Here is a 22,153-nt window from a genome sequence, read left to right on the forward strand (position 1 = left end):
AAGCCGCTAACCCCAGCGGCTTTTTCACCCTCCCCTCTAGGATTTCTCACCTATTTCAGGCACTTTAGAGTTTTATCCATAATAACTTCTGCCTCAATAAGGAAATTCTTTGGACTTCGAGCTCGATAACTTCAATGGCATCATCCTTTCTGCCGAAACTGTTCCTAATAGTAATGCCGCGTTCGCCAGTGAGCTGCGCGAGGTACTTGGCTATGCCACAGACAACCGCAAAAACCTGATTTGGTTAACCTTACCTATTGAGCAATCCCACCTTATTGGCGAAGCGACAGCGCAGGGCTTTACCTTTCACAACTGTGAAGAACGCACCATCACCCTGATTCACAAACCTAAGCCCGATACTTTTGTGCCGTTTATTCCTACCCACACCGTGGGTGCTGGGGCGTTGATTCAAAACGACCAGCAAGAGATTTTATTGATCAAAGAACACGGCATGCAGGGTTACAAACTGCCCGGCGGGCATGTGGAACTCGGTGAGCCTATTGGTGAATCGGTGGTGCGAGAAGTGTGGGAAGAAACAGGGGTGACGGCAGAATTTAAGTCCATTTTGGGTATCACCACCAAGCACCCATTTCAGTTTGGTAAGTCCAATATGTACATCGTCTGCAAACTAACAGCGACGGATGAAACCATCAACATTCAGGATGTCGATGAAATTGCCGAAGCGAAATGGGTTTCGGTGAATGAGTTTTTGCAAGACGAAATCAACTACCCGTTTAATCGCCAAATGGTCGGTGCCCTGCTCAATCAAGACGGGTTGGCTCTGGTGGAATTAGAGGGCAATACTGGCAGGCACAAAAAACAAGAGACTTTCTTTGCTCAAACCAGCAGTGCGGTTTATTCACCGCTGTCGTTGAATTCCGAGCCAGCATTGAACCTAATGCCTGTTTTGCAACAATTGTTTTTTCGCGAAGAACAAGGGAAGCTGATTGAGCAGCCTGAAATCAATGCCGATGCTCTGAACAATGAAACATTCCAAAACTGGCTTGAATCCAAGCGGGGTTTAACGAACCAAGATGTGGCGAATACCCGCTGGATAAAAACCTGCACGGGTGGCTACATTACCGAGGTGATGTTCCATGAAAACGGCACGTTAGACGAGTTTCGATTGTTCGACCGTTTCCAAACCCAAGGCACATGGCGGCTGGAACATGGGTTATTGGAAGTCGGCATTACCAAGGGCGATAACACCTATCAGTTCACCATTGTCGGCAATCAAGACCACAATATTCATTCTGCGGTTGAGCACAAAAACGGCGAGCTGCATTCTTATCTTAAGTTTGCTCAGGTGAAATAAGGCAAGGCGAAATAGCGGGCGCTTACTCGGCAAATAGCGGGGCTTCATCTAATACGCGCTTTTTGTATTGATTGGGGGTAATGCCAAACATGCCTTTGAAGGTTTTGATGTAGGAAGAGTCGTTCTCATACCCGATTTGGCTCGCTACTGCTTGGATAGGCAGATCGTTATCCAGCAGCGCAAGGGAGTGCACCATTCGAATGTGCTGACGCCATAAGGCAAACGACATACTGAATTCGCTGGCGAACAAGCGAGACAATGTTCTTTCCGACGCGCCAACTTCTTCCCCCCACTCTGCCAGTGTCTGGTTTTGCGCTGGCACTTCGCTTAAGCGTTCAAATATGGTTTTAAGCCGCCTGTCCCGAGGCAACATCGTTTTAAACTGAAAGGGTTCCCCTAGAGCAAATTGGTCGTTTAATACCGCAACCAAATTGCGCAGTATGGCGTCTGATTCTGGTTTCTCACAAAAACGCTCTATCTCAAGCAGCAAGTGGCGCAAGAACGGAGAAAGCGACACCGCTTGAACCTCGGTTGGGCATTTAATATCTGACTCTGAATGCTCTGGGTTTAGCCGCGCAGGGTTGAGGTAAATGCCAATAAACTGGGTGTCACTGAGCGCTACGGATTCGTGCTCTGCCCCTGCTGGCATAAATAAAATCGAGGTGTGCGGAACCAAAAATCGGGCGTGTTCGGTTTGGGTTTGCAGTAAGCCTTTTAGCGGAAAAATTACCTGATGCCAGTCGTGCCCATGCCACGAATCCACGTAACCTTTTTCCATCGAAATGCGCTTGAACAGTGCCACGCTGTGCTGCCGAACCTTTATGACGTGGTTAATGGAAACGTCTTGTCGGGTTGGCGTCATCATGTGTCTGGCTATCCTTATCGGCTTTGGTTTTCCACCACTAAGATTGTCCTGTAACTTAAAGGAGACAATCTATGAACGTGCATTTTATCATCCACGAATATTTTGAAAGTGAAGGCTACTTCGGAACGTGGGCCAAAGACAACCAATTTACCCCCCATTATTCCAAGCTTTACCTTGGCGACGCACTGCCCGCGAACAGTGACGCGTTCGACTTATTGGTGGTGCTTGGCGGTCCGCAAAACCCCGCGACCACAACTCAAGAATGCCCCCATTTTGATGCCAACAAAGAGCGTTCGCTTATCCTGCACACTGTTGAATCTGGCAAGCCTTTGGTAGGCGTGTGTTTGGGAGCGCAATTAATTGGCGAAGCGCTAGGAGCAAAATATCAAACCAGCCCAGAACCCGAGATCGGCAGTTTTCCTATTCAACTCACTTCAGAAGGCATTAAAGACCCGTTGCTGGCTGGCTTTAGCCTTGAGGAACAGGTCGGACACTGGCATGGCGATATGCCGGGGCTGACCGCCGATGCAAAAGTACTTGCTGCGAGCCAAGGTTGCCCAAGGCAAATTGTTCGCTATGGCGATTTGGTGTATGGATTTCAATGCCATCTGGAATTTGTGCCGGAGCAATTCGATGCGCTGATTGAAAACAGCCAACAAGATCTGACTACGTTGAAAGGCAAACCGTTTGTGCAATCCCCAAGCGAGATCAAAGCTATGCCCACTCAACATATGAATGCCTTACTAGGGCATTTTTTACATGGGCTAGTCGCCATGTATCAAGCAAAAAAAGCGCAGCGAGGCTGATCCCTCATTAAGCCCATAACAGTAACACCCTGACACCACAGCAGTGCGAGGCGCCCGTACTTCTGATGATCTTACTTTTGTGCTCCGTAAAGCCGATAGCTCCAATCTTCAAGCTCTCCGGTGGCGAGTCGACGCTCCACCAGCTTTCTCCATGAATCCACCAAAGGGGCATTCAATAGTGACTGAAGGGCTTCTTCTTCCATACAACCTGTAAAAATCAAACCAGTGACTTTGGACAGCGGCCATTCCGGAAAAGGACGTTCCGTTAAGTAGATGTCGTCCCCCGCTCCGATATGACCTTCTTGCAAAATCCGAAAATACCAACCTGTCCATAACGTTTCTTGCAGCAAAAGAGACATATCAGGGCGACCGAAACGGACATTCAGCTTCCAGCACGGCATTCTTCCTTGAGAAACTTCCACCAAGCATTCACCAATTTGGTAAATGTCGCCTAAGCAGATGGTGTCTTCATCCAGCCCTTTTGTACTTAAGTTCTCTCCAAATGCCCCAATTTGATGGAACCTAGGCGCATCACCGAGTTTGGCTATCCAACGTTCGTAGTGTTCGCTGGCATAGGCGTGAAGCGCTTTTTCCACACCACCGTGATAACGTTTGTCGGCTTGTTCGTCGCCTTCTATCCCCAGCTCGTTCACCCAGTGGCGGCCTTCGACTGGGTGTTTGTCGATTCCGCTGCTGACCCCTTCTGCAATTGTGCTGACTTTACCCATCAACAACGATGTGACGATTCCTACTTTGCGCATGGCTTTTCCCTCCATCGATTTTTCCAGAGCTACAGAGTGGAATTACATCAACCCTAGCGGCTGAAACACCGGATTGATCGCCAGCACCTCAAGGCGTGAACTCGTGCTTTTTAACAGGCGTTCCTCGCTGTCGGAAACAAATACCTGCCGTTCAAACCCTTCTGAAATAGGGAAACCCGACAGTGCTATTGCGAGCTTTTCTTTACAGCCTGCCTCGCTTAACGCTTCGATTTGAATGGAAAAAAGCGCTGTGTTGTTTTGGGAAATGTCCACGCGATATCTCATTGCTTCTCCTTATTTCTGACCAAGAAACCGTTGTGCTCTATGGGCGGAGCCGACGGTTAAGAATTCTCTTAGTAAGTTATTGCTCAATATTTAATATTAGGATACGTTATTCACCAATAGTGTACAACTGGCGATTTTAGGAAACGCGTGAACATTTTTTAGCCAATAAGAAACACAGGAATTTGTGAGGTGGAAGTGAGATGGGAAAGGTATACAGTTTCTCGGCGGGGCCGGCGATGCTGCCAAGTGATGTGTTGGTAAAAGCACAAAGCGAATTGTTGGATTGGCAGCAAACGGGCATGTCTGTAATGGAGTTCAGCCACCAAAGTGATGAGTTTACAGGTATCAGGGAAGAGACCGAAGCAAGGCTGCGGGCATTGATGTCGATTCCCGACGACTACCACGTGCAGTTTTCTCACGGCGGTGGCAGCGGTCAGTTCTCGGCTGTGCCGTTGAATTTGATCGACCAGCGTGAATCAGCAAGTAAGCAAAGAGCCGACTTTTTGGTGTACGGGCACTGGGCAAGCGGAGCTTACGAAGAAGCGAAAAAGTTCTGCCTGCCTCGCAAGCTGGATGTTACCTGCATTCGAGAAGGTAAGCATGCCATTTCCCCAGAGCAAGACTGGCACATCGACCCGAGCGCCCAGTTTGTGTTTGTCTGCCCTAATGAAACCGTCAATGGTATGGAATATCACGTACTGCCTGAAACGAACGTGCCTATTGTGGCGGACATGTCATCTTCCATTCTCTCTCGCCCTATCGATGTTTCCCGTTACGGTTTAATTTACGCCGGTACTCAGAAGAACATTGGTCCTTCTGGGTTGGCGATCACTATTATCAGAAAGGATTTGATCCGAGCGGATCGCCACAACATTCCTAAAATTCTGGATTATCGCCGTCAGGTAGAACAGCTTTCCATGGCGAACACACCCCCGACCTTTGCCTGGTATCTGTGTGGGGAAGTACTGAAGTGGGTGGAACAACAAGGTGGCGTGTCGGCACTGTTTACGCAAAATCAGGCAAAAGCCAGCGCCTTATACCGATGTATTGATGAGTCCGAGCTTTACACCAGTGAGGTTCACCCAGATTACCGTTCCATTATGAACGTGACGTTTCGGATTACCTGCCCTAAAACGGAACAACGGTTTTTAGATCGCGCTCATCAGGCAGGGCTGAAAGGATTGAAGGGGCATAAAGTGACCGGAGGCATTCGCGCCTCCATCTATAACGCGATGCCTTATGAAGGTGTGGAGGCGTTAATCGATTTTATGGAAGCGTTCGAAATAGAGCATAAGCAGCGAGTTCGATCTGCGGTTAGTTCGACAAGTAGCCCAACTGCTTAGAGATGTCTCGCGCTGCATTGCTGATCAAATCTAGGCTGCTTTGTTCTACGGTTTCAGAGCTGTCAAAACCGATAAGGATTAGGCTGGCTGCAATTTGCCCGACGGCGTCAAAAATAGGAGCCGCCGCCGCTTTAGCACCGGGGATCACAGGGTTTACCTCTTCTCGAACCGAGACAAAATCGGCTTTAATCTGCTCGCAGCTTTCGGTAAAAGCTTGCCAATGCTGTGAATTGTCGCCCAGCTCTTTCTTAGCGAGAACTTCATACGCCGATACTGGCAGATTGGCTGCGAAGCAACGCCCAACCGCGCTGCTGGTGACAGGGGCGTAAAAGCCGATTTTGAAATTCACCGACACAGGTGAAGGGTGATCGAGGAAACGAACAATCATTGGGCCGTGGGGTGTCCAAACCGCCAATGCCGCCGCTTGCTGGCTGCTTTGCCTTAGTGCATGAAGAAACGGTTCACAGGTTTGAATGATGTCGGTTCTGCCAAGGATTTTTGCGCCCAGTTCCAGCAATTTAGAACCATGAAGGTAATTCCCCGCGTTGTCTTGCACCACTACGCCGACTCTTAGCAAGCTCGCCAGATATTTGTGCAGTTTGCTTTTCGACATCTCCAACTGCGCTGCGGCATCGCTCAGTGAAATGGCGTGTTTTTGATCGGCAAAAAAATCAATGATGTCGAACGCTTGCTCAACGGACTGAATGCCTTGGTTTTTCTTTTCCATAGTGTGTCTTCTGGGCGTACTCGAAAAAATCGATTAGCGCGGGATCTGGTCGCGACTGAATGTTGCTTATACTACCGCGAGATGCTCAATTGTACAGAGATGAACAAGCGAACATGGGCTCGGAAAAGGCATTAAAAAAGGCGAGTTAGATAGATTTATTTCATTGTTATGATTGAGTCAGCTGAAGTATATGCAACATATTACATACTAAATTGGGTGATAAATGTCCGAGAATACTTTGCGAGCTTGAATGACGATTTAGCTATCGATATTTTTGATGCATTGATATTTTTTGACCTTTCATAACATAGAGTCAGTAGCATGTGACAATGTTAAAGAACCCTTCTTCTAGGCTTAAACTTCTTTTCATTACCTTCGCAATGGCATTTATCCTTGGCTTGAAAACTGACTTCGATGCGCAATGGATATTGATGTTGGGAGCGTTTGTCTTTGCTTATAGGTTGATAAGGTCAGATTGTGCGATCAAACGTACGTTAAGTGGTGTGCTGCTGTTGATTTTTGGGTATGGCTAGGTTTAAACCCTTGGTCAAGGCGCAATGCTTTTTAGTGTTTTCATTCTGCTTTGGGTAAGTAATAACAATGATTCTAAAGATGAATAAGGAAGCCAAAACAAATCCCCATTAGAAGATTAGTAACCTCTTAGACCATATTAATAAAGCCAAGTGATTGAGTGGTTGTTGTCATACTTTCGCACTTTGTATCCACTTAAAAAGCACCGGTAATTAACCGTACAAAAATATATTGACTTCCTTGATATCATGGTTGAGAATCTTTGTACGGTTATATACCGGACATATACAAGGAATATACTAGATATATACCGAGTGTATGTTAGAGGTATACCCGTGTTAAATACCAACATGATGAAAATATTTATATTATTTTTCAATCAGTTAAGATTTCAACTATTAAGAAGGAATACCCATTGCATTTGATAGCCATAGAGCTTGATAGTGAACGGGGAGGAAATCATGACAGCAGTTAAGAAAGAGAGAGTTGAGTTTCGAATTTCTGAGAATGAGAAATCTTCTTTAGAAACAGCCGCAGAACTTTCAAACACAACAGTAAGTAAGTTTGTGTCTGAGTCTGCAGTAGTAAGAGCTAGAGAGGTTATCGAAGAACATAAGAGACTACAAATTAGGTCAAGTCAGTGGAATGAGGTTATGGATGCTCTACATAATCCAGCCGAACCAACAGACTTGATGAGAGAAATTATCGATATGTCTTTGGAGGAAACGTGGAAGGTACAAGTCAAACGTTAGAGATGGAGAGGTACGACCCTCAAAATAATTATGACTTCTCAAAATTTGATTGTGGAACAGAGAGTTTTAACTCTTTTCTTACAGAACGGATGAACAAGGAGTATGAGCGCAAAATCTGCATTCCTCATCTCTGTTTTTACAGGGATGAGAGCGATGCGAAAGTTGTAGTGGGTTACTACACACTGGGTAGTAACTCATTTGAAAGGTCTCACCTTTCTGCCAATGAACGTAAGAAAATGACGTATAGCTCGGTTCCTTGCATCTTATTGAGCAAGATTGCCATCTGTAAATCAATTCAGGGAACAGGATGCGGAAAGAGACTACTAGGTCATGCGATAAGAACAGCCTATGTGTCATCGTTAGATGTCGCGGTATACGCCTTGTTCTTGCAGTCACGTGATGACAAATTAGATTTTTACAAGAAAGCGGGTATGATTCAATCAAAAGTACAACCAAATATGTTTATATACCCGCTAAAGCAATACGAAAATGATCTAAAAAGACGTGCAGAAAAAAGACTCAAATAAAAAAATTAACACGTTTTAAAAACTCTTATGAATTCAAACAACAAAGCCGCCTTTATGGGCGGCTTTGTTGTTAATTGGCTAAAACTATCTTCAAAATAATCATTAATGCTCATTAAAACTTCATGTCCTTGAATCGCTCCATACGCTTCATAACAGGTATGTATTCCAGCGCTGTATCCATCATTACTTTCTTACACTGCCTGTAAGCCTCTTTTTGTCTGTGTGTTTAAATTGAGCGTTTCATGTAGTTACGCTTGCTGACCACGTAGCACGTATTACAATGCCACCATGTTCGATAGATTCATAAGGCTCTAAGGTATGCGGCAAACGCGCAAATAAGTCAGGTTCGTTAAGAACGCGCATCCAAAAACGTCCCCACACTTTACACCCAATCTCGTCACGCAGTTTCAAAGCTTACCTATCTTTATGAACCCCATAGAACGCCAATAAATTGAATCGTCAGGTATGTAAATGTGGATCTTAAAACAAGTCTTTGCCTTAGTGATAAACCGTCGTCCAATGTTGGTGTCGTAGATAGATTTACTCATTCAGGTAATTCCTATACTTGCCCTCAAACTCTAAAAGCTTGTATTGCTTAACAGGAGTAGGGGGTTGTATTGTTGACAACAAGCTTTTGCGGTTTCTACCTTGCCATCTCTAATCATTACGTCAACAAAGTGAAGCCTCACAATAGCGAGGCTTTGGTCTTTCAAATATCGTTTTCTTGGGGGGGAGGTTACACTTCAAGCCAGTTTTTAGATTCGTTTTCCCCTTGAACATAGCTGCCAAGGTGGGTGCTGAAGCGTTTGTTGAGTGCGTCTTCTATCAGTGAGCTTTTTAATTCCGCTGGGTAAACTCTCAGGTTTTTTATGGTATCCAGCCCTACCCACTCGACATCTTGAATGTAATCCTGATCGTTAAGACCTATCAGGTTTTCCTTGCTTGGTTCTCCCTCATAACTCTCTATCAAGTAAAAAAACTCGGCGTGATATCGCAATGGGTGCTGCTCTTGAAACTCTCGCACACATATCAAATCGCCCACTTTTACTCGCAAGTTCGTCTCTTCTCGAAACTCTCTGCGCAACGCGTCTTTGGTGGTGGAATCTTCATTTTCCATTCCTCCACCAGGTGGGATCCAATACACCCCAGTGTGGTCTTTCACTCTCACCAAGAGAATTTTTTCATCCTCGATGAGAATACCTGCCGCACGAATTCTATGTTCCATCAATCGTCCTTAAATAACCTGAACCCGGGATAAGGGGTTAGCTAATCTATTCAAATAAAGGTAGATTTCCAATAGATGAATTCTAATGAGCCATTTTTGCTTAAGACAAGGCGAAGCCACGAACCAATAACAAGTTATTGGGAGGGGGTTCAACGAAGTAATAAGTAAAAAGAGCCATTAGAAAGCAATCTGTTATCCCGAGTTCAGGTTAAATACATCAATGGCGGCTTGAATAAGCTGCCTGTGAATAGGTACCAAGTCCTGATGCTCGGTTCGATAACCGCCGCCCACTACGGAGGCAATGGGAATACCGGCATTTTTTGCTATTGAAAACATATAGTGATCACGTTGATAAATGCCTTCTGTGCTCACCAATAAATAGCCTAGTTCATCATCGGTATGAATATCCACGCCTGCGTCATAAATGATCAAATCCGGCTGGTGAATATTGATCGCCATCTCAACCACTTGCTTAAAACTTGAAAGAAATTCCTCGTCTCCGATTTCACGGGCAAGTGGTACATCCATATCCGATGTTGGCTTTCTGGCTGGGAAATTTTTATCACAGTGGAATGACAAAGTAATGATATCGCTTCTATCTTCACATAGGGTTGCGGTGCCGTCGCCGTGGTGAACATCGGCATCGATAATCAAAACTTTATCAATGCTCTCGTTTTTAAGTGCTTCATGCGCTGCCAAAACCAAATCGTTAATCAGGCAAAAGCCACTGCCAAAATCTTTGTGCGCGTGATGATATCCACCACTCAAATGCAGCGCGATACCGTGTTCAATCGCTTGCTTTGCCGTTTCTACCGTGCCCCCTGCAGAGGTTAAGGTTCGGGTGATCAGTTGTTCACTCCACGGAAACCCGATTCGTCGCATTTTTGCTGCGGGCATTTCGCCAGAAAACAGCAGCTGAATGTACGTTTCATCGTGCACCGCCGCCACTTGGTCTACGTTAAGCGCGCATGGCTCCACAAACGCTAATGCCTCACGCCACTGAGTATCGTGTTCACGCGTTTGAACCACGTTTTCGTACAACCTGCGGTATTTGGTGATCGGGTATCGATGTTTCGGTGGAAGAGAGAGCTCTGAATAGATCGGGTGATAAATAACCGGAATCATTAATAAATCGTTGTGAAGATGTTTGGCAGAAGTATATACCTTAGCCCACTCTAGTTACTAGGTTCTGTGGACGCAAAACTTGCAGTATACACCGCTCTCATTAAGGATAATAATTCTCATTTACAATAAATAAAGAATCCACTATCGTCTACGTCTTGTCACTTTCTATGGAATGGATATGAACAAAAATCTGATGCTTATCTCAGGCACACTCTTTGGTGCGCTCGCTGCCATGATTTTATTCGCTTTGATTTGCTTTAGCAGTTGGCTTGCCGTTACTCTTCTTATTTCGTAAAAAACGTTGGAATAGACTCATGCCACATGTCGTTATTACAGGTGCAAACCGAGGAATTGGTCTAGCGCTTGTCAAACATTACTTACTCCAAAGCTGGACTGTTACAGCTACTTACCGTAACGCAAAGAATTCCGCAGAGCTTATCGCGCTTGCTCAAAATGAAGCGGCTCTGACCGCGGTTGAGCTCGATGTCACCGACTACCCTGCCGTGAATCAATTTGCCCAAAGCTCGTTTATCAAGAACGTAGGAAGCGTGGATTTATTGATCAACAATGCGGGTTACTACGGTCCTAAAGGGTATGGGTTTGGCAATACCGATGTGGAAGAGTGGCGAAAGGTGTTCGAAATCAACAGCATTGCCCCACTTAAGTTGGTGGAAGCGTTCTTTGAGAATCTTAACTCTGGTCAGGGAAAAACCGTAGCATGCATTTCGTCTAAGGTGGGCAGCATGGCAGAAAACACCTCTGGCGGCGGCTATCTGTATCGCTCATCCAAAGCGGCGGTGAACTCTGTTGCGAAAAGCCTGCATAACGATCTTCACCCACATGGGTTCCATGTTGTTGCTCTTCACCCTGGTTGGGTGCAAACGGAAATGGGCGGGCCAAATGCGCTTATTTCAACGGAAGAATCTGCAAAGGGGCTTTACGAAGTGATCGAATCTATTGATGCAGAAAAAAGTGGTGGATTCTACGACTACCAAGGTAATACGATTCCTTGGTGATTTACCCAAGCCAGCGTTTTAAGTGTTGAACCAATTTTTGCGGCCCTTCTGAGAGCTGGCGACCGAGCCGCGTAATTAAGTGCACCTCACCCTGCTGTAATATGGGGTGCGCGATGGGTATCGCAACCAGCTGACCGTCGGCTACTTCTCTTGCAACCACAAACTCCGGCAACAAGGTTACCCCCATTCCAGAACGCACGAAGTGCTTAAGCACCGCAATTGAGTCGGTGGTTAGTTTGGGGTGGAATCGGATTCGTTGCTGAAATTCCGCCATACCAATTAACTGACGTACACCATAGTCCACATCCTGCAACCCTATAGGGTACTCAAGCAAAGTTTCTAAGGTGACGGGAGTATCCACCGTTGTCAGTGGATGATCGGGGGGAACAATCGCGCAAATGGGCTTAAGCACAATACTTTGAGAACGTATATTGGGGTGTTTGCTGGGGTGAAACAACAACCCAATGTGCACTTCATCTTGCTCGACTTTGCGAATCACATCGTTCGAACCGCCCAAGGTGACGGAAAAGGTAAGCTCAGGATACTGAATCTGAAATTGAGGTAAAGGCCCCGACATCAAATCGCCAATAAACCCTTCTCCAACCGCCAACTTGATATGGCCGCTTTGCAAACCATGAAGCGACTCTATACTGGTTAGGCACGCCTCTTGGTTTGATATGGATTCACGGTAATATTTTAGGACAATATCCCCAGCATCGGTTGTTGCAACGCCTTTGCGGTGGCGCTCTATCAGCACGCAGCCGAGCTCTTCTTCCAGCATCGAAATCTGACGGCTCACCGCAGAAGGAGCAACATTGAGCTTGTCTGCCGCAGCACGAATCGTCCCTAACATCACTGCTTCATAAAAATACGCCACGCGCTTTTCGTTAATTGGGCTCAAACAGTTATTCCGGTTTCAATTGAGCGTGTACAAGCTCAACCCAATAGCTTGCCCCAAGCGAAAGGATGTCGTCATTAAAATCGTAATGTGGGTTGTGCAATTCTGCGCTTTCTTCGCCCACACCATTACCGACCCATATGTACGCGCCTGGCTTTTCCTGCAACATAAAAGCAAAGTCCTCAGCGCCCATGCTAGGTGCCATGCAGTGCTTCACGTTTTCTGCCCCGACCAAAGATTCTGCGACCTTTGAACACCTTTCGGCATACTCTGGCACATTGATGGTTGGTGGATACATACGGCGATAGTCGACTTCTCCATTCGCCCCATAGGCTTCACAAATGTGATGAACTTGAGTGCGAATGCGAGATTCCAGTAGCTCTTGCACCTCGGGTGAGAACGCTCGACAGGTGCCAGATAGCGTTACACTGTCTGGGATGACGTTGTAGGCTTCGCCCCCTTGCATCTTAGTGATGCTCACCACGCCCGATTCCAACGAACTAAGTGTACGTCCGACAATACTTTGTAGTGATGAGATAAGCTGGCCGGCAATCACCACAGGATCAACGCCAAGGTGTGGCATCGCCGCATGACAGCCTTTACCGGTAATGGAGATATCGAATAAATCCATGGAAGCCATCACAGCGCCGTTATGGACGGCAAATTTTCCTTTTTCTAGCCCAGGCCAATTGTGCATGCCGTACACCGCATCCACGGGAAACTGTTCAAATAAGCCCTGTTCGACCATGGCTCGACCGCCCGCTTCCCCTTCTTCTGCTGGCTGAAATATCAAAACGACCGTGCCCGCGAAGTCGCGGTTTTCAGACAAGTATTTCGCGGCACCGAGTAACATGGCCGTGTGACCATCGTGACCGCAGGCATGCATTTTTCCTTTGTGCTTTGAGCAATAATCAACGTCATTGAGTTCGGTTAGGTTTAAAGCATCCATGTCTGCTCTTAGCCCTATTGCTTTTGATTCATTTACCCCTGAATCGTTCGCTTGTGAACTCGCTAACTTTCCTTTTACTGTTGCAACAACCCCTGTCCCCGCTAAACCGCGGTGTACCTCAAGACCAAAGCTTTCCAGCAATGCCGCGACTTTTTCTGACGTTCTGTGTTCTTCGTACGCGGTTTCAGGGTGAGCGTGTATGTCACGCCTCCACGCCTGCATGTCTTGCTGTAAATCCTCTCCAATGGGCAATTCTGACTTCATATTTACTTCGCCTCTTCTGGGTAGATTTCAATAATTGTGTTGCCAGCGTAGTGGGCAGGGATTCTGACCCCGCCTTCTTCTGTTTGGACGTAATCCACCCCATTTTTGTTCAAATGTTTTTTCGCTTTATCCATCGAGGTGGTACTCACCCGAATCGCGACGCCAGTGGGGAGTTCTTGTTCATCAATGGGCAAATCGATACCAGAGAATCGAGTGCGTGCAAAGTCTGGAGACACGACTTCAAATATTCCTCTGTCGGTTTGAACCTTCAGGTAGCCTTCTTGTAAATCCGTGGCTGCTTCACCATAAATACCGCTGAACCGCGCTTCGAGATCACTTGGGTCATGCGCAATGTACGTTACGCAGGTAATGCCATTTGCGCCATTAGGGTGGTTCATCCAATCTTCTACCCACACCAGTTCTGGTTTGTGCTGATGGCAGAAGAAATGCGAAATAGAGGGCGTTTCAGAATTGATCAGCATGACCAATGAAACAATCGCTTCTTCTTCCGAGCCATCGGGGCGATGCGCTACACGCCTAAAATCGACTATCCCGTTGTTCTCAACACCACGTTCTTCCATCAATTGGTGATCTTGGCGAGCATCTTCACTGTGCAAGGCAACCAATGAGATCCCTTCACGTCTTTCTATCGAATTACTGATGAATCGACCAAACGCAAAACCGCGTTCGTTTTTCATATCCAAAGTACTGCGATCGTAAATGCTGATCACTTCAATGAAGTTTTCAGGGAACATCAATAAGTGGTTATCTGTTCCCCAAGGGTGGTGATGCCTTGGGTTAATGAAGAATCCTAGCCTAGCGAAATCTTCACAGGCTTTGTCCATGTCTTTGACAGCAACCAGCGGATGATCGATCCCTAGGTGATTGTTGCTCATTATTGGTTCCTTGGATGACCGATTGGCGTGGAGAACGAACTCGCTACCGTTGTATTGGGCTCAACAGGTTTTACAACTACCGCGCCACCTGCCACTTTGGCATTTTCGCCGACTTCGATGTTCCCAAATATCACCGCGCCTGCACCAATAAACGCGCCTTTTCGGATTTTAGGGTGCCTGTCTCCCTGGCCTTTACCTGTGCCACCCAAGGTGACGCTTTGGAATATGGTTACGTCGTCTTCAACTACCGCCGTTTCACCGATTACGATACCCACTGCGTGATCAAGAAAAATACCACTGCCAATTTTTGCGGCTGGGTGGATATCAATGCCAAATACGCTGGCCACTTTCGCTTGAATATAGAGCGCCATAGGCTGCATGTTGTTGTGCCAGCAGTAATGGGCAATTCGGTAGCACTGCAATGCTTGGTAACCACCAAAGTAGAGTAATGGCGTGGAGTGATCTTTGATGCTGGCGTTGCTTTCCAATTGGCACAGTAAATCTTGCATCGCCGACTGGGCGATATCACCCGAGCGCAACATCTGCTCACTCAGGAAGTCGTGCCACTTTTCTGCCCCGCTGTGCTCATCCTTGAGTTTTTCCGCCAACACTGAACAAAGTGCGTCATTAAAGCTGCGTCTTTCAAGGATGTGTCTTTGATAAAAGCCCGCGAGCAATGGCATTTGCTGCATAACTTCGAACGCTTCTCCTTGAATGGATTGCCACAGGCGCGCTTTGTCTACTGTTCTTTGGTAATCGTACATTTGCTTGCTCCTTTGCTACTCCACCGAGTACCCGAATGCCATACTCGGTTCCTTTGCGGTTTCAACCCACACGCTTTTGGTCTGCGTGTATTCTTTTAATCCATCGTATCCGCTAGAACGTCCATACCCGCTCTCTCCGAACCCACCAAATGGCGACATCACATTGATTGCCTTATAACTGTTGACCCAAAAGGTGCCAGCGTTAACCTGCGATGCCATGCGGTGCGCGAGACCCACATCTTTTGTCCACACTGCCCCCGCTAAGCCAAACTTGCTGTCATTCGCGATGGTTACTGCCTGCTCTTCATCATCAAATGGAATAACAGAAACCACCGGACCAAATATCTCTTGCTGTGCGACGGACATATCATTGTTTACATTAGCTAAAATTGTCGGAGAATAAAAATATCCTTGCTCTCCGCCTGCAATTTTTGCGTGGTTGCCACCAGCGGCGACTTCCGCACCATCCGCCAACCCGGCCTGAACCAAGTTTTGGATATGAGAAAATTGGGTCTGATTATTGATGGGACCGACCATGGTGCTTTCTTCCCACGGCAACCCTTGCGTGATTTTCTTCGTGGCGGATGCCAGCCTTTCTACCACTTGCTCATAAATGCCTTTTTGCACCAATAAACGTGAGCCAGACACACAGCTTTGCCCTGCGGCGGAAAATACTGCCGCTTGCGCCCCTATTACTGCGCGGTCGATGTCGGCATCGTCAAACACAATATTGGCAGACTTACCCCCAAGTTCTAATACGCAAGGAATCACTCGTTGGGCTGCGGCAGAAGCAATAATACTACCCGTATTGGGTGAACCAACAAACACCACTTTCTTCGTCGCGTTGTGCGCAATCGCGGCTGCGCCTGTTGTGCGGCCCAATCCATTCATGACGTTCACTAACCCTTTGGGAATACCTGCACTTTCAAGTAACTTAACGAGAACCGTTGTGCTTAATGGCGTTAACTCGCTCGGTTTTATTAAGACCGCATTTCCTGCGCATATTGCAGGGGCTATCTGCCAACCGCCTGTAAAAATGGGGGCATTCCAAGGGGTAATTTGAGTCACAACGCCATAAGGTTCATGACGCGTATAGTTTAAATGGCTGGTCGGAATCGGAATCACATCGCCCGTTAGCTTGTCGCACCAACCTGCATAGTACTCAAACATTTCAGCGACCTTCGCCACCTCAACGCGACAATCTCGAATTGGTTTTCCTGCTGATATCGATTCTAACCAAGCAAGATCGTCTGCCGATTGTCGAATGGCATCGCCACATTTCCACATAGCCCGCGCTCTTTCTGGTGCTGTTGTTTTCCACCAGTTTTTTTGCGCCGCAACCGCGGCTTCAGCAGCTTGATCGACTAACGATTCTCCCGCGTCTTGATAGCTAAGGAAACACCCTGCCGTGGCTGGGTTGGTTAAAAAAAGTTCTTCTCCATAGCCTTCAACTAGACGACCATTTACCCAACTCCCAAACGTGGTTGAGCCTAAGAGCGTGTTCAACAATGATCCAACTTGCTGTTCGCCATGGTTTTCGACATTCACTTTCATGAGTTTGCCTCCTTGCGCACGTAATCGACAATGCGATTAAAGTCTTCTGATCCTGAAACGGTGAATTTACTGTCTGACCAAATCTGAGTGACATCTTCCGATACTGGAAGCGAGAGCTGGCATTCTTCTATGAGTTGTTTGGCTAACCCTAAATCTTTTCGCATCAACTGAGCGGTGAAACCTGAATCGAAGCTTTCATTCAGAACCCATCTCGGAAAATTCACCTCGCTGATTGCACTTCTTCCTGAACCGGCATTAAGTCCATCAATCAGAAGTTCCGGATCCAACCCCGCTTTCACACCCAAGGTAATGGCTTCTGCCGTGGTAACTAAATGCGCAGCGCACAGAAGGTTATTCACCAGCTTGGCGACATGCCCACTACCCGATTTGCCAAGGTGCACCGTTTTTGCGCTCAAAGCGTCTAGATATGGTGTTGCTCTTTCGAGTGCTTCTGGCGCACCTCCTACCAAAATCACCATGGTCCCCGCAGAAGCACCTGCCGCACCGCCACTGAGTGGGCAGTCCAGCATTTGATGCCCAAGCCTGTTAAGTTTCTCGGCTAAACAGCGGGTAACATCGGGCTCCGATGTGGTGGTGTCCATAATTAATGTGTTGGGCTTGGCGTGCTCGATAATGCCACCTTCCCCTTCAATAACGGATTGCACATGTTTTGCTGTGGGTAGTGAGAGAAGAATGTTATCAACCGCAAGACAAAGGGATTCCGTATCCGGTACCACCGTAACACCTAAGGCTTTAGCAGCTTCCTGTTGCTCAAAAGAAGGGTCCAGCCCATAAACGGTAAACCCTTCGCGAAGGAGTGTCATCGCCATGCCATGCCCCATACTGCCTAACCCGACAATACCGATGGCTTGCTGCGTTTTCGTATTTTGATTTTTCGTCTGTTGATCTTTCATTTCTTCACATTCCATTAACACTCAATAGAGTCATAGTAGACAAAGATAGGAAAGTGAAGAATGACAACAAACAGACTTTATTGTTCTAATTTTGGCAACATAGAATTGTGTGGATCTTGAAGGCGGTTATAAATGAGGGATAGATAAAAAAAGAGGCGTCGTTGGCGCCTCTTTTGGATTAGTTCTGAAGACCTTAGGTATGTTGCTCTTAGTTATGTAGGCCTTAGCTTTAGAAAAAACTCAGTGCTGTTTACGCCTCAAACAAATACAGGTAGTCGCCGTAACCTTGGCTATCCATTTGCTCTACAGGAACAAATTTCATCGCTGCTGAGTTCATGCAGTAACGCAGACCGGTTGGCTTGGGTCCATCTGTAAACACATGACCGAGGTGAGAATCGCCAAACTTACTGCGAATCTCGGTTCTTGGGAACACCAATTTAAAATCGGTTTTCTCAACCACATAGCTCGTGCTAATAGGCTTGGTAAAACTTGGCCAACCCGTACCCGATTTGTACTTATCTGTGGACGAAAACAGCGGCTCACCTGTAACTATATCGACATAAATACCCGCTTCTTTGTTATCCCAATACTTGTTGTTAAATGGGCGTTCCGTGCCGTCTTCTTGCGTCACGTAATATTGAAGGTCTGTGAGTTTTGCTTTGATTTCCTTATCCGCAGGTTTCTCATACACCTTCGCTGAGGGGGTATGTTTCGCGTCGATCAATTGGCGCAACGTTTTCGGATTCTCTTTACGATCATCACCAAACACTTCATCTAGGTACTGATCGCGACCAGAAGCAAAGCGGTAGTAGTTGTATTTCAGGCTACTCTTTTTGTAGTAATCCTGATGGTAGGCTTCTGCTGGATAAAACGTGTCAAACTCGATCAATTCGGTTTTCAACGGTTTCGGGAAAATCATCGCCTTATCAATTTCCATCATAAATTGCTCGGCAATCTGTTTTTGCTCCGCATTGTGATAGAACACAGCAGGGCGGTAATGTGCACCGCGATCGACGAATGACCCTTTGTTGTCTGTCGGGTCGATATGGCGGAAAAAGTGATCCAACACTTCTTCATAGCTAACCACATTAGAATCGAACGTCACGCTTATCACTTCGATATGACCCGTTCCGCCAGAAGCAACTTGGCGATAGGTTGGGTTTTCTAGATCCCCTCCAGAGTACCCAGACACCACATCCAGCACGCCTGGCAGTTTTTCTAAATCAGATTCTGTACACCAAAAGCACCCACCGGCGAGCGTTGTTATTTCTGATTTACCCGACGCAGTTTTGGTTTCCATTGTATCTGCTGTTCCAGTTTGACTGAGCAAGAAGAACATCACAGGAACAGAGAATCCCACTAATAGTTTCGAGACTGTATTCATAACTTCCTTAACGTCATTTTTATCAATGGAGTTACATAAGAAGACAGGCGTAATCACAAAAAAGTTACAGCGATAATGAAAATTTCTCTCCCTCTTGGAATCGACAGGCAGAAATCTCCTGACCGTACCTATAACTATTCCTTTGGTTAATGGTTTGATTTAACGGTTATATTTCATTAATCGTATTTTTGTAGGTCAGCTTCGCTAATAATCCACCCACTTTACTACGTATTTCTCGTCTATCTACGATCATATCTAACGCGCCATGTTCCAATAAAAACTCGCTTCGCTGAAATTCATCTGGAAGTTTTTCGCGAACCGTCTGCTCAATGACTCGTCGCCCTGCAAATCCAATTCGGGCCTTAGGTTCGCCGATATTTATGTCACCAAGCATCGCTAGGCTTGCCGACACGCCACCAAAGGTTTGGTCTGTTAGTACCGAAATATAAGGCAAGCCCGCATCAGATAAACGCTTTAGGGCAGCACTCGTTTTGGACATTTGCATTAGGGACATTAAAGATTCCTGCATGCGAGCACCTCCACAAGCAGAAAAACACACGAGCCCACATTCTGCATCAATAGCGGCCTTCACTGCTCTAACGTAACGAGCACCCACCACCGATCCCATGGAGCCGACCATAAAAGAATATTCAAAAGCGCAAGCCACCACTGGTAACCCAAAAAGTTCACCTTTCATAGCAACTAAGGCATCTTTTTCACCCGTGCTTTTTTGAGCAAGCGCCAATCGCTCTTGATAGCGCTTTAAATCTTTAAAACCGAGAAGATCTTTTGGCTGGAGTTCACTCGCAATTTCACATCGATTTCCTTGGTCCAAAAAGACATCTAACCTACGTCGTGCCGCCATTCTCATGTGATAATCGCATTTAGGGCAGACCTCTAGGTTTTCCGCTACCGCAGCGCGATAGAGCGTGTGTTCACACGAAGGGCATTGGGTCCAGACCCCATCCGGAATTGTGGATTTTCGTGTTCTGATTATGTTCTTTGTATCTAACAGCTTTTCTAACCAACTCATTGGGCAACCTTATTCAAATACCATACCTATCTGTGAGCACTCTCCAGATAAACCTTTCATGGTATTGCATTGTATAAGCCTACTTTTGGTAATAAAGTGGCGCAAATAGGATTCATAATCCAACAATATGGGATAGTTAGAATGCTAGAGAAGATTGATCAGGTATGGCTCAAGAGCTTTCATTGTGTCTATGAGAACAACAGTTTTAAAAGAGCTTCTGAATTTCTCGACTTACCAACCTCCAACGTGAGTCGCCATGTTGCATTATTGGAAGAGAAGCTAAGCACACGACTTTTCGATAGAACGACGCGCAAAATAGCCCCAACGGAAGCCGGCGAGCAGCTTTACACTCGCACACACCCGCTGCTCAATAAACTTAATGATGCACTTGAAGACATCACTCAACACACGAGTGAAGCCATGGGACAACTTAGGGTTCTGATGCCCGACTCTACGATATTGGCTGAGGCTGTGGTGTCTTTCTGTTCTCAGTACCCTTCCATTTCCTTGTGTTGCGATACCAGTATTCATCCGAAAGAGGATTTGCTGGATGGGTTTGACGTTGTTTTGAGTTTCCACCGCGGGAAACTTGCCGACAGCAATTGGATTGCAAAAGAGATTAAACGCTGGCCAAGTGTGGTGGTGGCGGCACCGAAACTCATTCAAGCTCACCCTTTCCCTTTTCAGATTACCGATTTAAATCATGTACCTTGTATTAGCAGTTTCTCCGTTTTGAACGGCACACCTTGGATCTTCAAAAATAAAAAGAGCGAACTTATCACACAGAAAGTGAACTCTTCATTTAGGGTGAACAGTGGGCATCTTGCTAAATCAGGGGCGTTGGCCGGTCTTGGGTTTGCCATACTTCCAGCGGAGTTTTGCTTTGATGAAATCAATTCAGGTCTTCTCAATACCATTGAACTTGAATATGAACCTGAAGATTTGGTTCTGTATGCGTTTTATGCCTCTAGAAAACATTTGGCAAAGAAAACCGCCATGTTCATTGAACATCTATTGCAGCAATCAAAAGCGGGTTAGCTCTTTTTCGCTGCATATCTTGTTGTGTTCTGGTACGAACGGATTAGCATGCAAAGCAATCTCGAAGGTTGAAATTTCAGCTACCAAATAGCGACCAAAGCAAAGAGTAAAATCGGAGGTAGCGATTCACATAGAACCCGTTCAAGATTTAAAGTTGAATACACCTCGCATTAATGAAAATAACAAATAAATCAATGGATTCCTTGCTTGATATTCTCTGGTGAGAAAAATGCACTAATAAGTCAAGGAATTAAAATGCTAGATTTCAAAACTCTTTGGAGTAAATTTCCCGAGAAAAGTTTAATGCGAGCAAAATGTCAAAATAAGCAGCCAAAATCAACAACTCCATTCGACAATTACTGTGCAATTCTTTTAAGCGAAGCGCTAATAAGAGTTGGCGTATCAACCAAAAACGTGAAAGGAGCTAAGTGCTGGTCGCATAATGGCTCAAAACATATTATCAGAGCAGAAGAAATGGCTCAGTGGCTTAAAAAAGCGAAAATCGGTGGTTTAGGTAAACCAGAAAAGATTAGCCCAACTACCTTTCAAGATGACCTTGCGGGAAGAACCGGTATCATTTTTTTTAAAGATTACTGGCAAAGAGGCAGTGAGTCTTTCGAAAATCGCAGTGGCGATCATATTGACCTCTGGAATAAAAATGAGATCACCAGCTCATCTATGTTAAGTCGATGGTTTCTTGAGCTTTTTAATCGAGTCAGTGATTTAAATGATTCAAGAGAAGTTTGGTTTTGGGAAGTTAAATGATATGAGAAAATTATTTGCTTATGTTGGGCTAACTCTTTTGAGTTTTGTAACCAATTTTTTTATCTATAACTACTCTTTTAATGTTCAAGCGACACCCTTTCTCCATGAAGAACAACGCGTCGAAAGTGCAATGCTGATGTTTCAAACTACGCTTCCGGCTTACTTTTTATCTTCTCTGCTTCTGACATTTTTGTTTTTCTTGGTTGCTAGAAAAATAAAGTAGACCAGCTTGCGAGAGTAATTTATAAACCACATAAAAATTGAAGGTGATCAGTAGTGAACCCTTTCAAAAAGTATGGGGGTTCGCACCATTTCAAAAGAAAACATGGTACATTGCGTCTCACTGCATAAGTAAAATACTGCCACTCTAACATTGGCATACCAGCACCTTATGAAAATTCGAATTGTGAGCACAT

Annotated in this window: 22 protein-coding genes and 1 pseudogene; 9 read left to right on the forward strand and 14 right to left on the reverse strand. The window is 45.9% G+C overall.

All coding sequences use genetic code 11. From position 1 onward, the window contains the following. Nucleotides 1–109: 109 nt before the first annotated feature. Nucleotides 110–844, forward strand: a pseudogene (locus tag CW749_RS13235) (NUDIX domain-containing protein); the annotation flags it as partial. 493 nt (nt 845–1,337) lie between these two features. Here the strand turns inward: CW749_RS13235 and CW749_RS13245 are convergent. Further along, nucleotides 1,338–2,180 carry a helix-turn-helix transcriptional regulator gene (locus CW749_RS13245; protein WP_180958401.1) on the reverse strand — a complete coding sequence of 281 codons (843 nt, stop codon included), beginning with the start codon at nt 2,178–2,180 and terminating at the stop codon, nt 1,338–1,340. Nucleotides 2,181–2,251: 71 nt separating this feature from the next. Here CW749_RS13245 and CW749_RS13250 point away from each other — a divergent pair, with 71 nt between their 5' ends. Next, nucleotides 2,252–2,986: a GMP synthase gene (locus CW749_RS13250; RefSeq protein ID WP_101112605.1), complete on the forward strand. Its 735-nt coding sequence runs from the start codon at nt 2,252–2,254 to the stop codon at nt 2,984–2,986. 71 nt (nt 2,987–3,057) lie between these two features. On the opposite strand, the gene CW749_RS13255 is transcribed toward CW749_RS13250, so the two are convergent. Together CW749_RS13255 and CW749_RS13260 are read right to left on the reverse strand one after the other, a co-directional pair. Continuing rightward, nucleotides 3,058–3,747 carry an MOSC domain-containing protein gene (locus tag CW749_RS13255; protein WP_101112934.1) on the reverse strand — a complete coding sequence of 230 codons (690 nt, stop codon included), beginning with the start codon at nt 3,745–3,747 and terminating at the stop codon, nt 3,058–3,060. Nucleotides 3,748–3,789: 42 nt separating this feature from the next. Beyond that, nucleotides 3,790–4,032, reverse strand: coding sequence for a hypothetical protein (locus tag CW749_RS13260; RefSeq protein ID WP_101112606.1), 243 nt, complete (start codon nt 4,030–4,032; stop codon nt 3,790–3,792). Between the two features lie 200 nt (nt 4,033–4,232). Here CW749_RS13260 and serC point away from each other — a divergent pair, with 200 nt between their 5' ends. Beyond that, nucleotides 4,233–5,375 carry a 3-phosphoserine/phosphohydroxythreonine transaminase gene (gene serC, locus CW749_RS13265; RefSeq protein ID WP_101112607.1) on the forward strand — a complete coding sequence of 381 codons (1,143 nt, stop codon included), beginning with the start codon at nt 4,233–4,235 and terminating at the stop codon, nt 5,373–5,375. Here the strand turns inward: serC and CW749_RS13270 are convergent. Then, nucleotides 5,347–6,102 (reverse strand): IclR family transcriptional regulator, encoded by a 756-nt coding sequence (locus CW749_RS13270; RefSeq protein ID WP_101112608.1) that lies wholly within the window; start codon nt 6,100–6,102, stop codon nt 5,347–5,349. The genes serC and CW749_RS13270 overlap by 29 nt on opposite strands. Before the next feature lie 329 nt (nt 6,103–6,431). Between CW749_RS13270 and CW749_RS28400 the strand changes: the two genes are divergently transcribed. From CW749_RS28400 to CW749_RS13285, 3 genes are all read left to right on the forward strand, one after another. After that, on the forward strand, nt 6,432–6,635 hold the full coding sequence (locus tag CW749_RS28400) for a hypothetical protein (RefSeq protein ID WP_101112609.1): 204 nt from the start codon (nt 6,432–6,434) through the stop codon (nt 6,633–6,635). Between the two features lie 459 nt (nt 6,636–7,094). After that, nucleotides 7,095–7,385, forward strand: a complete 291-nt coding sequence (locus tag CW749_RS13280; RefSeq protein WP_101112935.1) for a DUF1778 domain-containing protein — start codon at nt 7,095–7,097, stop codon at nt 7,383–7,385. Then, nucleotides 7,361–7,912 (forward strand): GNAT family N-acetyltransferase, encoded by a 552-nt coding sequence (locus CW749_RS13285; RefSeq protein ID WP_145997851.1) that lies wholly within the window; start codon nt 7,361–7,363, stop codon nt 7,910–7,912. Before CW749_RS13280 ends, CW749_RS13285 begins: the two co-directional genes overlap by 25 nt. 736 nt (nt 7,913–8,648) lie before the next feature. On the opposite strand, the gene CW749_RS13290 is transcribed toward CW749_RS13285, so the two are convergent. Both CW749_RS13290 and CW749_RS13295 read right to left on the reverse strand, forming a co-directional pair. After that, nucleotides 8,649–9,137, reverse strand: coding sequence for an NUDIX domain-containing protein (locus CW749_RS13290; RefSeq protein ID WP_101112611.1), 489 nt, complete (start codon nt 9,135–9,137; stop codon nt 8,649–8,651). Nucleotides 9,138–9,329: 192 nt separating this feature from the next. Continuing rightward, the gene (locus CW749_RS13295; protein ID WP_101112612.1) at nt 9,330–10,262 is read right to left on the reverse strand and encodes a histone deacetylase; all 933 of its coding nucleotides are present in this window, start codon (nt 10,260–10,262) and stop codon (nt 9,330–9,332) included. Nucleotides 10,263–10,576: 314 nt separating this feature from the next. Here CW749_RS13295 and CW749_RS13300 point away from each other — a divergent pair, with 314 nt between their 5' ends. Beyond that, a complete protein-coding gene (locus CW749_RS13300; RefSeq protein ID WP_101112613.1) occupies nt 10,577–11,278 on the forward strand; it encodes an SDR family oxidoreductase in 702 nt (233 codons plus the stop codon). 1 nt (nt 11,279) lies between these two features. On the opposite strand, the gene CW749_RS13305 is transcribed toward CW749_RS13300, so the two are convergent. From CW749_RS13305 to accD, 8 genes are all read right to left on the reverse strand, one after another. Beyond that, nucleotides 11,280–12,179: a LysR family transcriptional regulator gene (locus tag CW749_RS13305; protein ID WP_101112614.1), complete on the reverse strand. Its 900-nt coding sequence runs from the start codon at nt 12,177–12,179 to the stop codon at nt 11,280–11,282. A gap of 4 nt (nt 12,180–12,183) precedes the next feature. Further along, nucleotides 12,184–13,389 (reverse strand): M20 aminoacylase family protein, encoded by a 1,206-nt coding sequence (locus CW749_RS13310; protein ID WP_101112615.1) that lies wholly within the window; start codon nt 13,387–13,389, stop codon nt 12,184–12,186. A 2-nt stretch (nt 13,390–13,391) separates the two neighbouring features. Then, a complete protein-coding gene (locus CW749_RS13315) occupies nt 13,392–14,285 on the reverse strand; it encodes a VOC family protein (protein WP_101112616.1) in 894 nt (297 codons plus the stop codon). Next, complete coding sequence (gene epsC, locus CW749_RS13320; protein WP_101112617.1) at nt 14,285–15,049, reverse strand: serine O-acetyltransferase EpsC; 765 nt, start codon at nt 15,047–15,049, stop codon at nt 14,285–14,287. The genes CW749_RS13315 and epsC overlap by 1 nt, the downstream gene beginning before the upstream one ends. A 15-nt stretch (nt 15,050–15,064) precedes the next feature. Next, nucleotides 15,065–16,603 (reverse strand): aldehyde dehydrogenase family protein, encoded by a 1,539-nt coding sequence (locus CW749_RS13325; RefSeq protein ID WP_101112618.1) that lies wholly within the window; start codon nt 16,601–16,603, stop codon nt 15,065–15,067. Continuing rightward, a complete protein-coding gene (locus CW749_RS13330) occupies nt 16,600–17,517 on the reverse strand; it encodes an NAD(P)-dependent oxidoreductase (RefSeq protein WP_101112936.1) in 918 nt (305 codons plus the stop codon). Before CW749_RS13330 ends, CW749_RS13325 begins: the two co-directional genes overlap by 4 nt. Before the next feature lie 250 nt (nt 17,518–17,767). Beyond that, nucleotides 17,768–18,901, reverse strand: coding sequence for a peptide-methionine (R)-S-oxide reductase MsrB (msrB, locus tag CW749_RS13335; protein WP_101112619.1), 1,134 nt, complete (start codon nt 18,899–18,901; stop codon nt 17,768–17,770). A 166-nt stretch (nt 18,902–19,067) separates the two neighbouring features. Further along, nucleotides 19,068–19,934 (reverse strand): acetyl-CoA carboxylase, carboxyltransferase subunit beta, encoded by an 867-nt coding sequence (accD, locus tag CW749_RS13340; protein ID WP_101112620.1) that lies wholly within the window; start codon nt 19,932–19,934, stop codon nt 19,068–19,070. A gap of 141 nt (nt 19,935–20,075) precedes the next feature. Between accD and CW749_RS13345 the strand changes: the two genes are divergently transcribed. Next, entirely contained in the window at nt 20,076–20,972 is an 897-nt protein-coding gene (locus CW749_RS13345; RefSeq protein WP_101112621.1) for a LysR family transcriptional regulator, read from the forward strand. Between the two features lie 255 nt (nt 20,973–21,227). Continuing rightward, complete coding sequence (locus CW749_RS13350; RefSeq protein ID WP_101112622.1) at nt 21,228–21,737, forward strand: type VI secretion system amidase effector protein Tae4; 510 nt, start codon at nt 21,228–21,230, stop codon at nt 21,735–21,737. Nucleotides 21,738–22,153 lie beyond the last annotated feature (416 nt).

Origin of the sequence: Vibrio sp. vnigr-6D03 (assembly GCF_002835515.1) — a bacterium.
In the GTDB taxonomy this organism is placed as follows: domain Bacteria; phylum Pseudomonadota; class Gammaproteobacteria; order Enterobacterales; family Vibrionaceae; genus Vibrio; species Vibrio penaeicida.

What these genes read in the sequence shown, in the direction of transcription:
- CW749_RS13245 (WP_180958401.1), bottom strand. Translation starts at nt 2,180, where the DNA reads ATGATGACGCCAACCCGACAAGACGTTTCCATTAACCACGTCATAAAG.
- CW749_RS13250 (WP_101112605.1), top strand. Translation starts at nt 2,252, where the DNA reads ATGAACGTGCATTTTATCATCCACGAATATTTTGAAAGTGAAGGCTAC.
- CW749_RS13255 (WP_101112934.1), bottom strand. Translation starts at nt 3,747, where the DNA reads ATGCGCAAAGTAGGAATCGTCACATCGTTGTTGATGGGTAAAGTCAGC.
- CW749_RS13260 (WP_101112606.1), bottom strand. Translation starts at nt 4,032, where the DNA reads ATGAGATATCGCGTGGACATTTCCCAAAACAACACAGCGCTTTTTTCC.
- serC (WP_101112607.1), top strand. Translation starts at nt 4,233, where the DNA reads ATGGGAAAGGTATACAGTTTCTCGGCGGGGCCGGCGATGCTGCCAAGT.
- CW749_RS13270 (WP_101112608.1), bottom strand. Translation starts at nt 6,102, where the DNA reads ATGGAAAAGAAAAACCAAGGCATTCAGTCCGTTGAGCAAGCGTTCGAC.
- CW749_RS28400 (WP_101112609.1), top strand. Translation starts at nt 6,432, where the DNA reads ATGTTAAAGAACCCTTCTTCTAGGCTTAAACTTCTTTTCATTACCTTC.
- CW749_RS13280 (WP_101112935.1), top strand. Translation starts at nt 7,095, where the DNA reads ATGACAGCAGTTAAGAAAGAGAGAGTTGAGTTTCGAATTTCTGAGAAT.
- CW749_RS13290 (WP_101112611.1), bottom strand. Translation starts at nt 9,137, where the DNA reads ATGGAACATAGAATTCGTGCGGCAGGTATTCTCATCGAGGATGAAAAA.
- CW749_RS13295 (WP_101112612.1), bottom strand. Translation starts at nt 10,262, where the DNA reads ATGATTCCGGTTATTTATCACCCGATCTATTCAGAGCTCTCTCTTCCA.
- CW749_RS13300 (WP_101112613.1), top strand. Translation starts at nt 10,577, where the DNA reads ATGCCACATGTCGTTATTACAGGTGCAAACCGAGGAATTGGTCTAGCG.
- CW749_RS13310 (WP_101112615.1), bottom strand. Translation starts at nt 13,389, where the DNA reads ATGAAGTCAGAATTGCCCATTGGAGAGGATTTACAGCAAGACATGCAG.
- CW749_RS13315 (WP_101112616.1), bottom strand. Translation starts at nt 14,285, where the DNA reads ATGAGCAACAATCACCTAGGGATCGATCATCCGCTGGTTGCTGTCAAA.
- epsC (WP_101112617.1), bottom strand. Translation starts at nt 15,049, where the DNA reads ATGTACGATTACCAAAGAACAGTAGACAAAGCGCGCCTGTGGCAATCC.
- CW749_RS13325 (WP_101112618.1), bottom strand. Translation starts at nt 16,603, where the DNA reads ATGAAAGTGAATGTCGAAAACCATGGCGAACAGCAAGTTGGATCATTG.
- CW749_RS13330 (WP_101112936.1), bottom strand. Translation starts at nt 17,517, where the DNA reads ATGAAAGATCAACAGACGAAAAATCAAAATACGAAAACGCAGCAAGCC.
- msrB (WP_101112619.1), bottom strand. Translation starts at nt 18,901, where the DNA reads ATGAATACAGTCTCGAAACTATTAGTGGGATTCTCTGTTCCTGTGATG.
- accD (WP_101112620.1), bottom strand. Translation starts at nt 19,934, where the DNA reads ATGAGTTGGTTAGAAAAGCTGTTAGATACAAAGAACATAATCAGAACA.
- CW749_RS13345 (WP_101112621.1), top strand. Translation starts at nt 20,076, where the DNA reads ATGCTAGAGAAGATTGATCAGGTATGGCTCAAGAGCTTTCATTGTGTC.
- CW749_RS13350 (WP_101112622.1), top strand. Translation starts at nt 21,228, where the DNA reads ATGCTAGATTTCAAAACTCTTTGGAGTAAATTTCCCGAGAAAAGTTTA.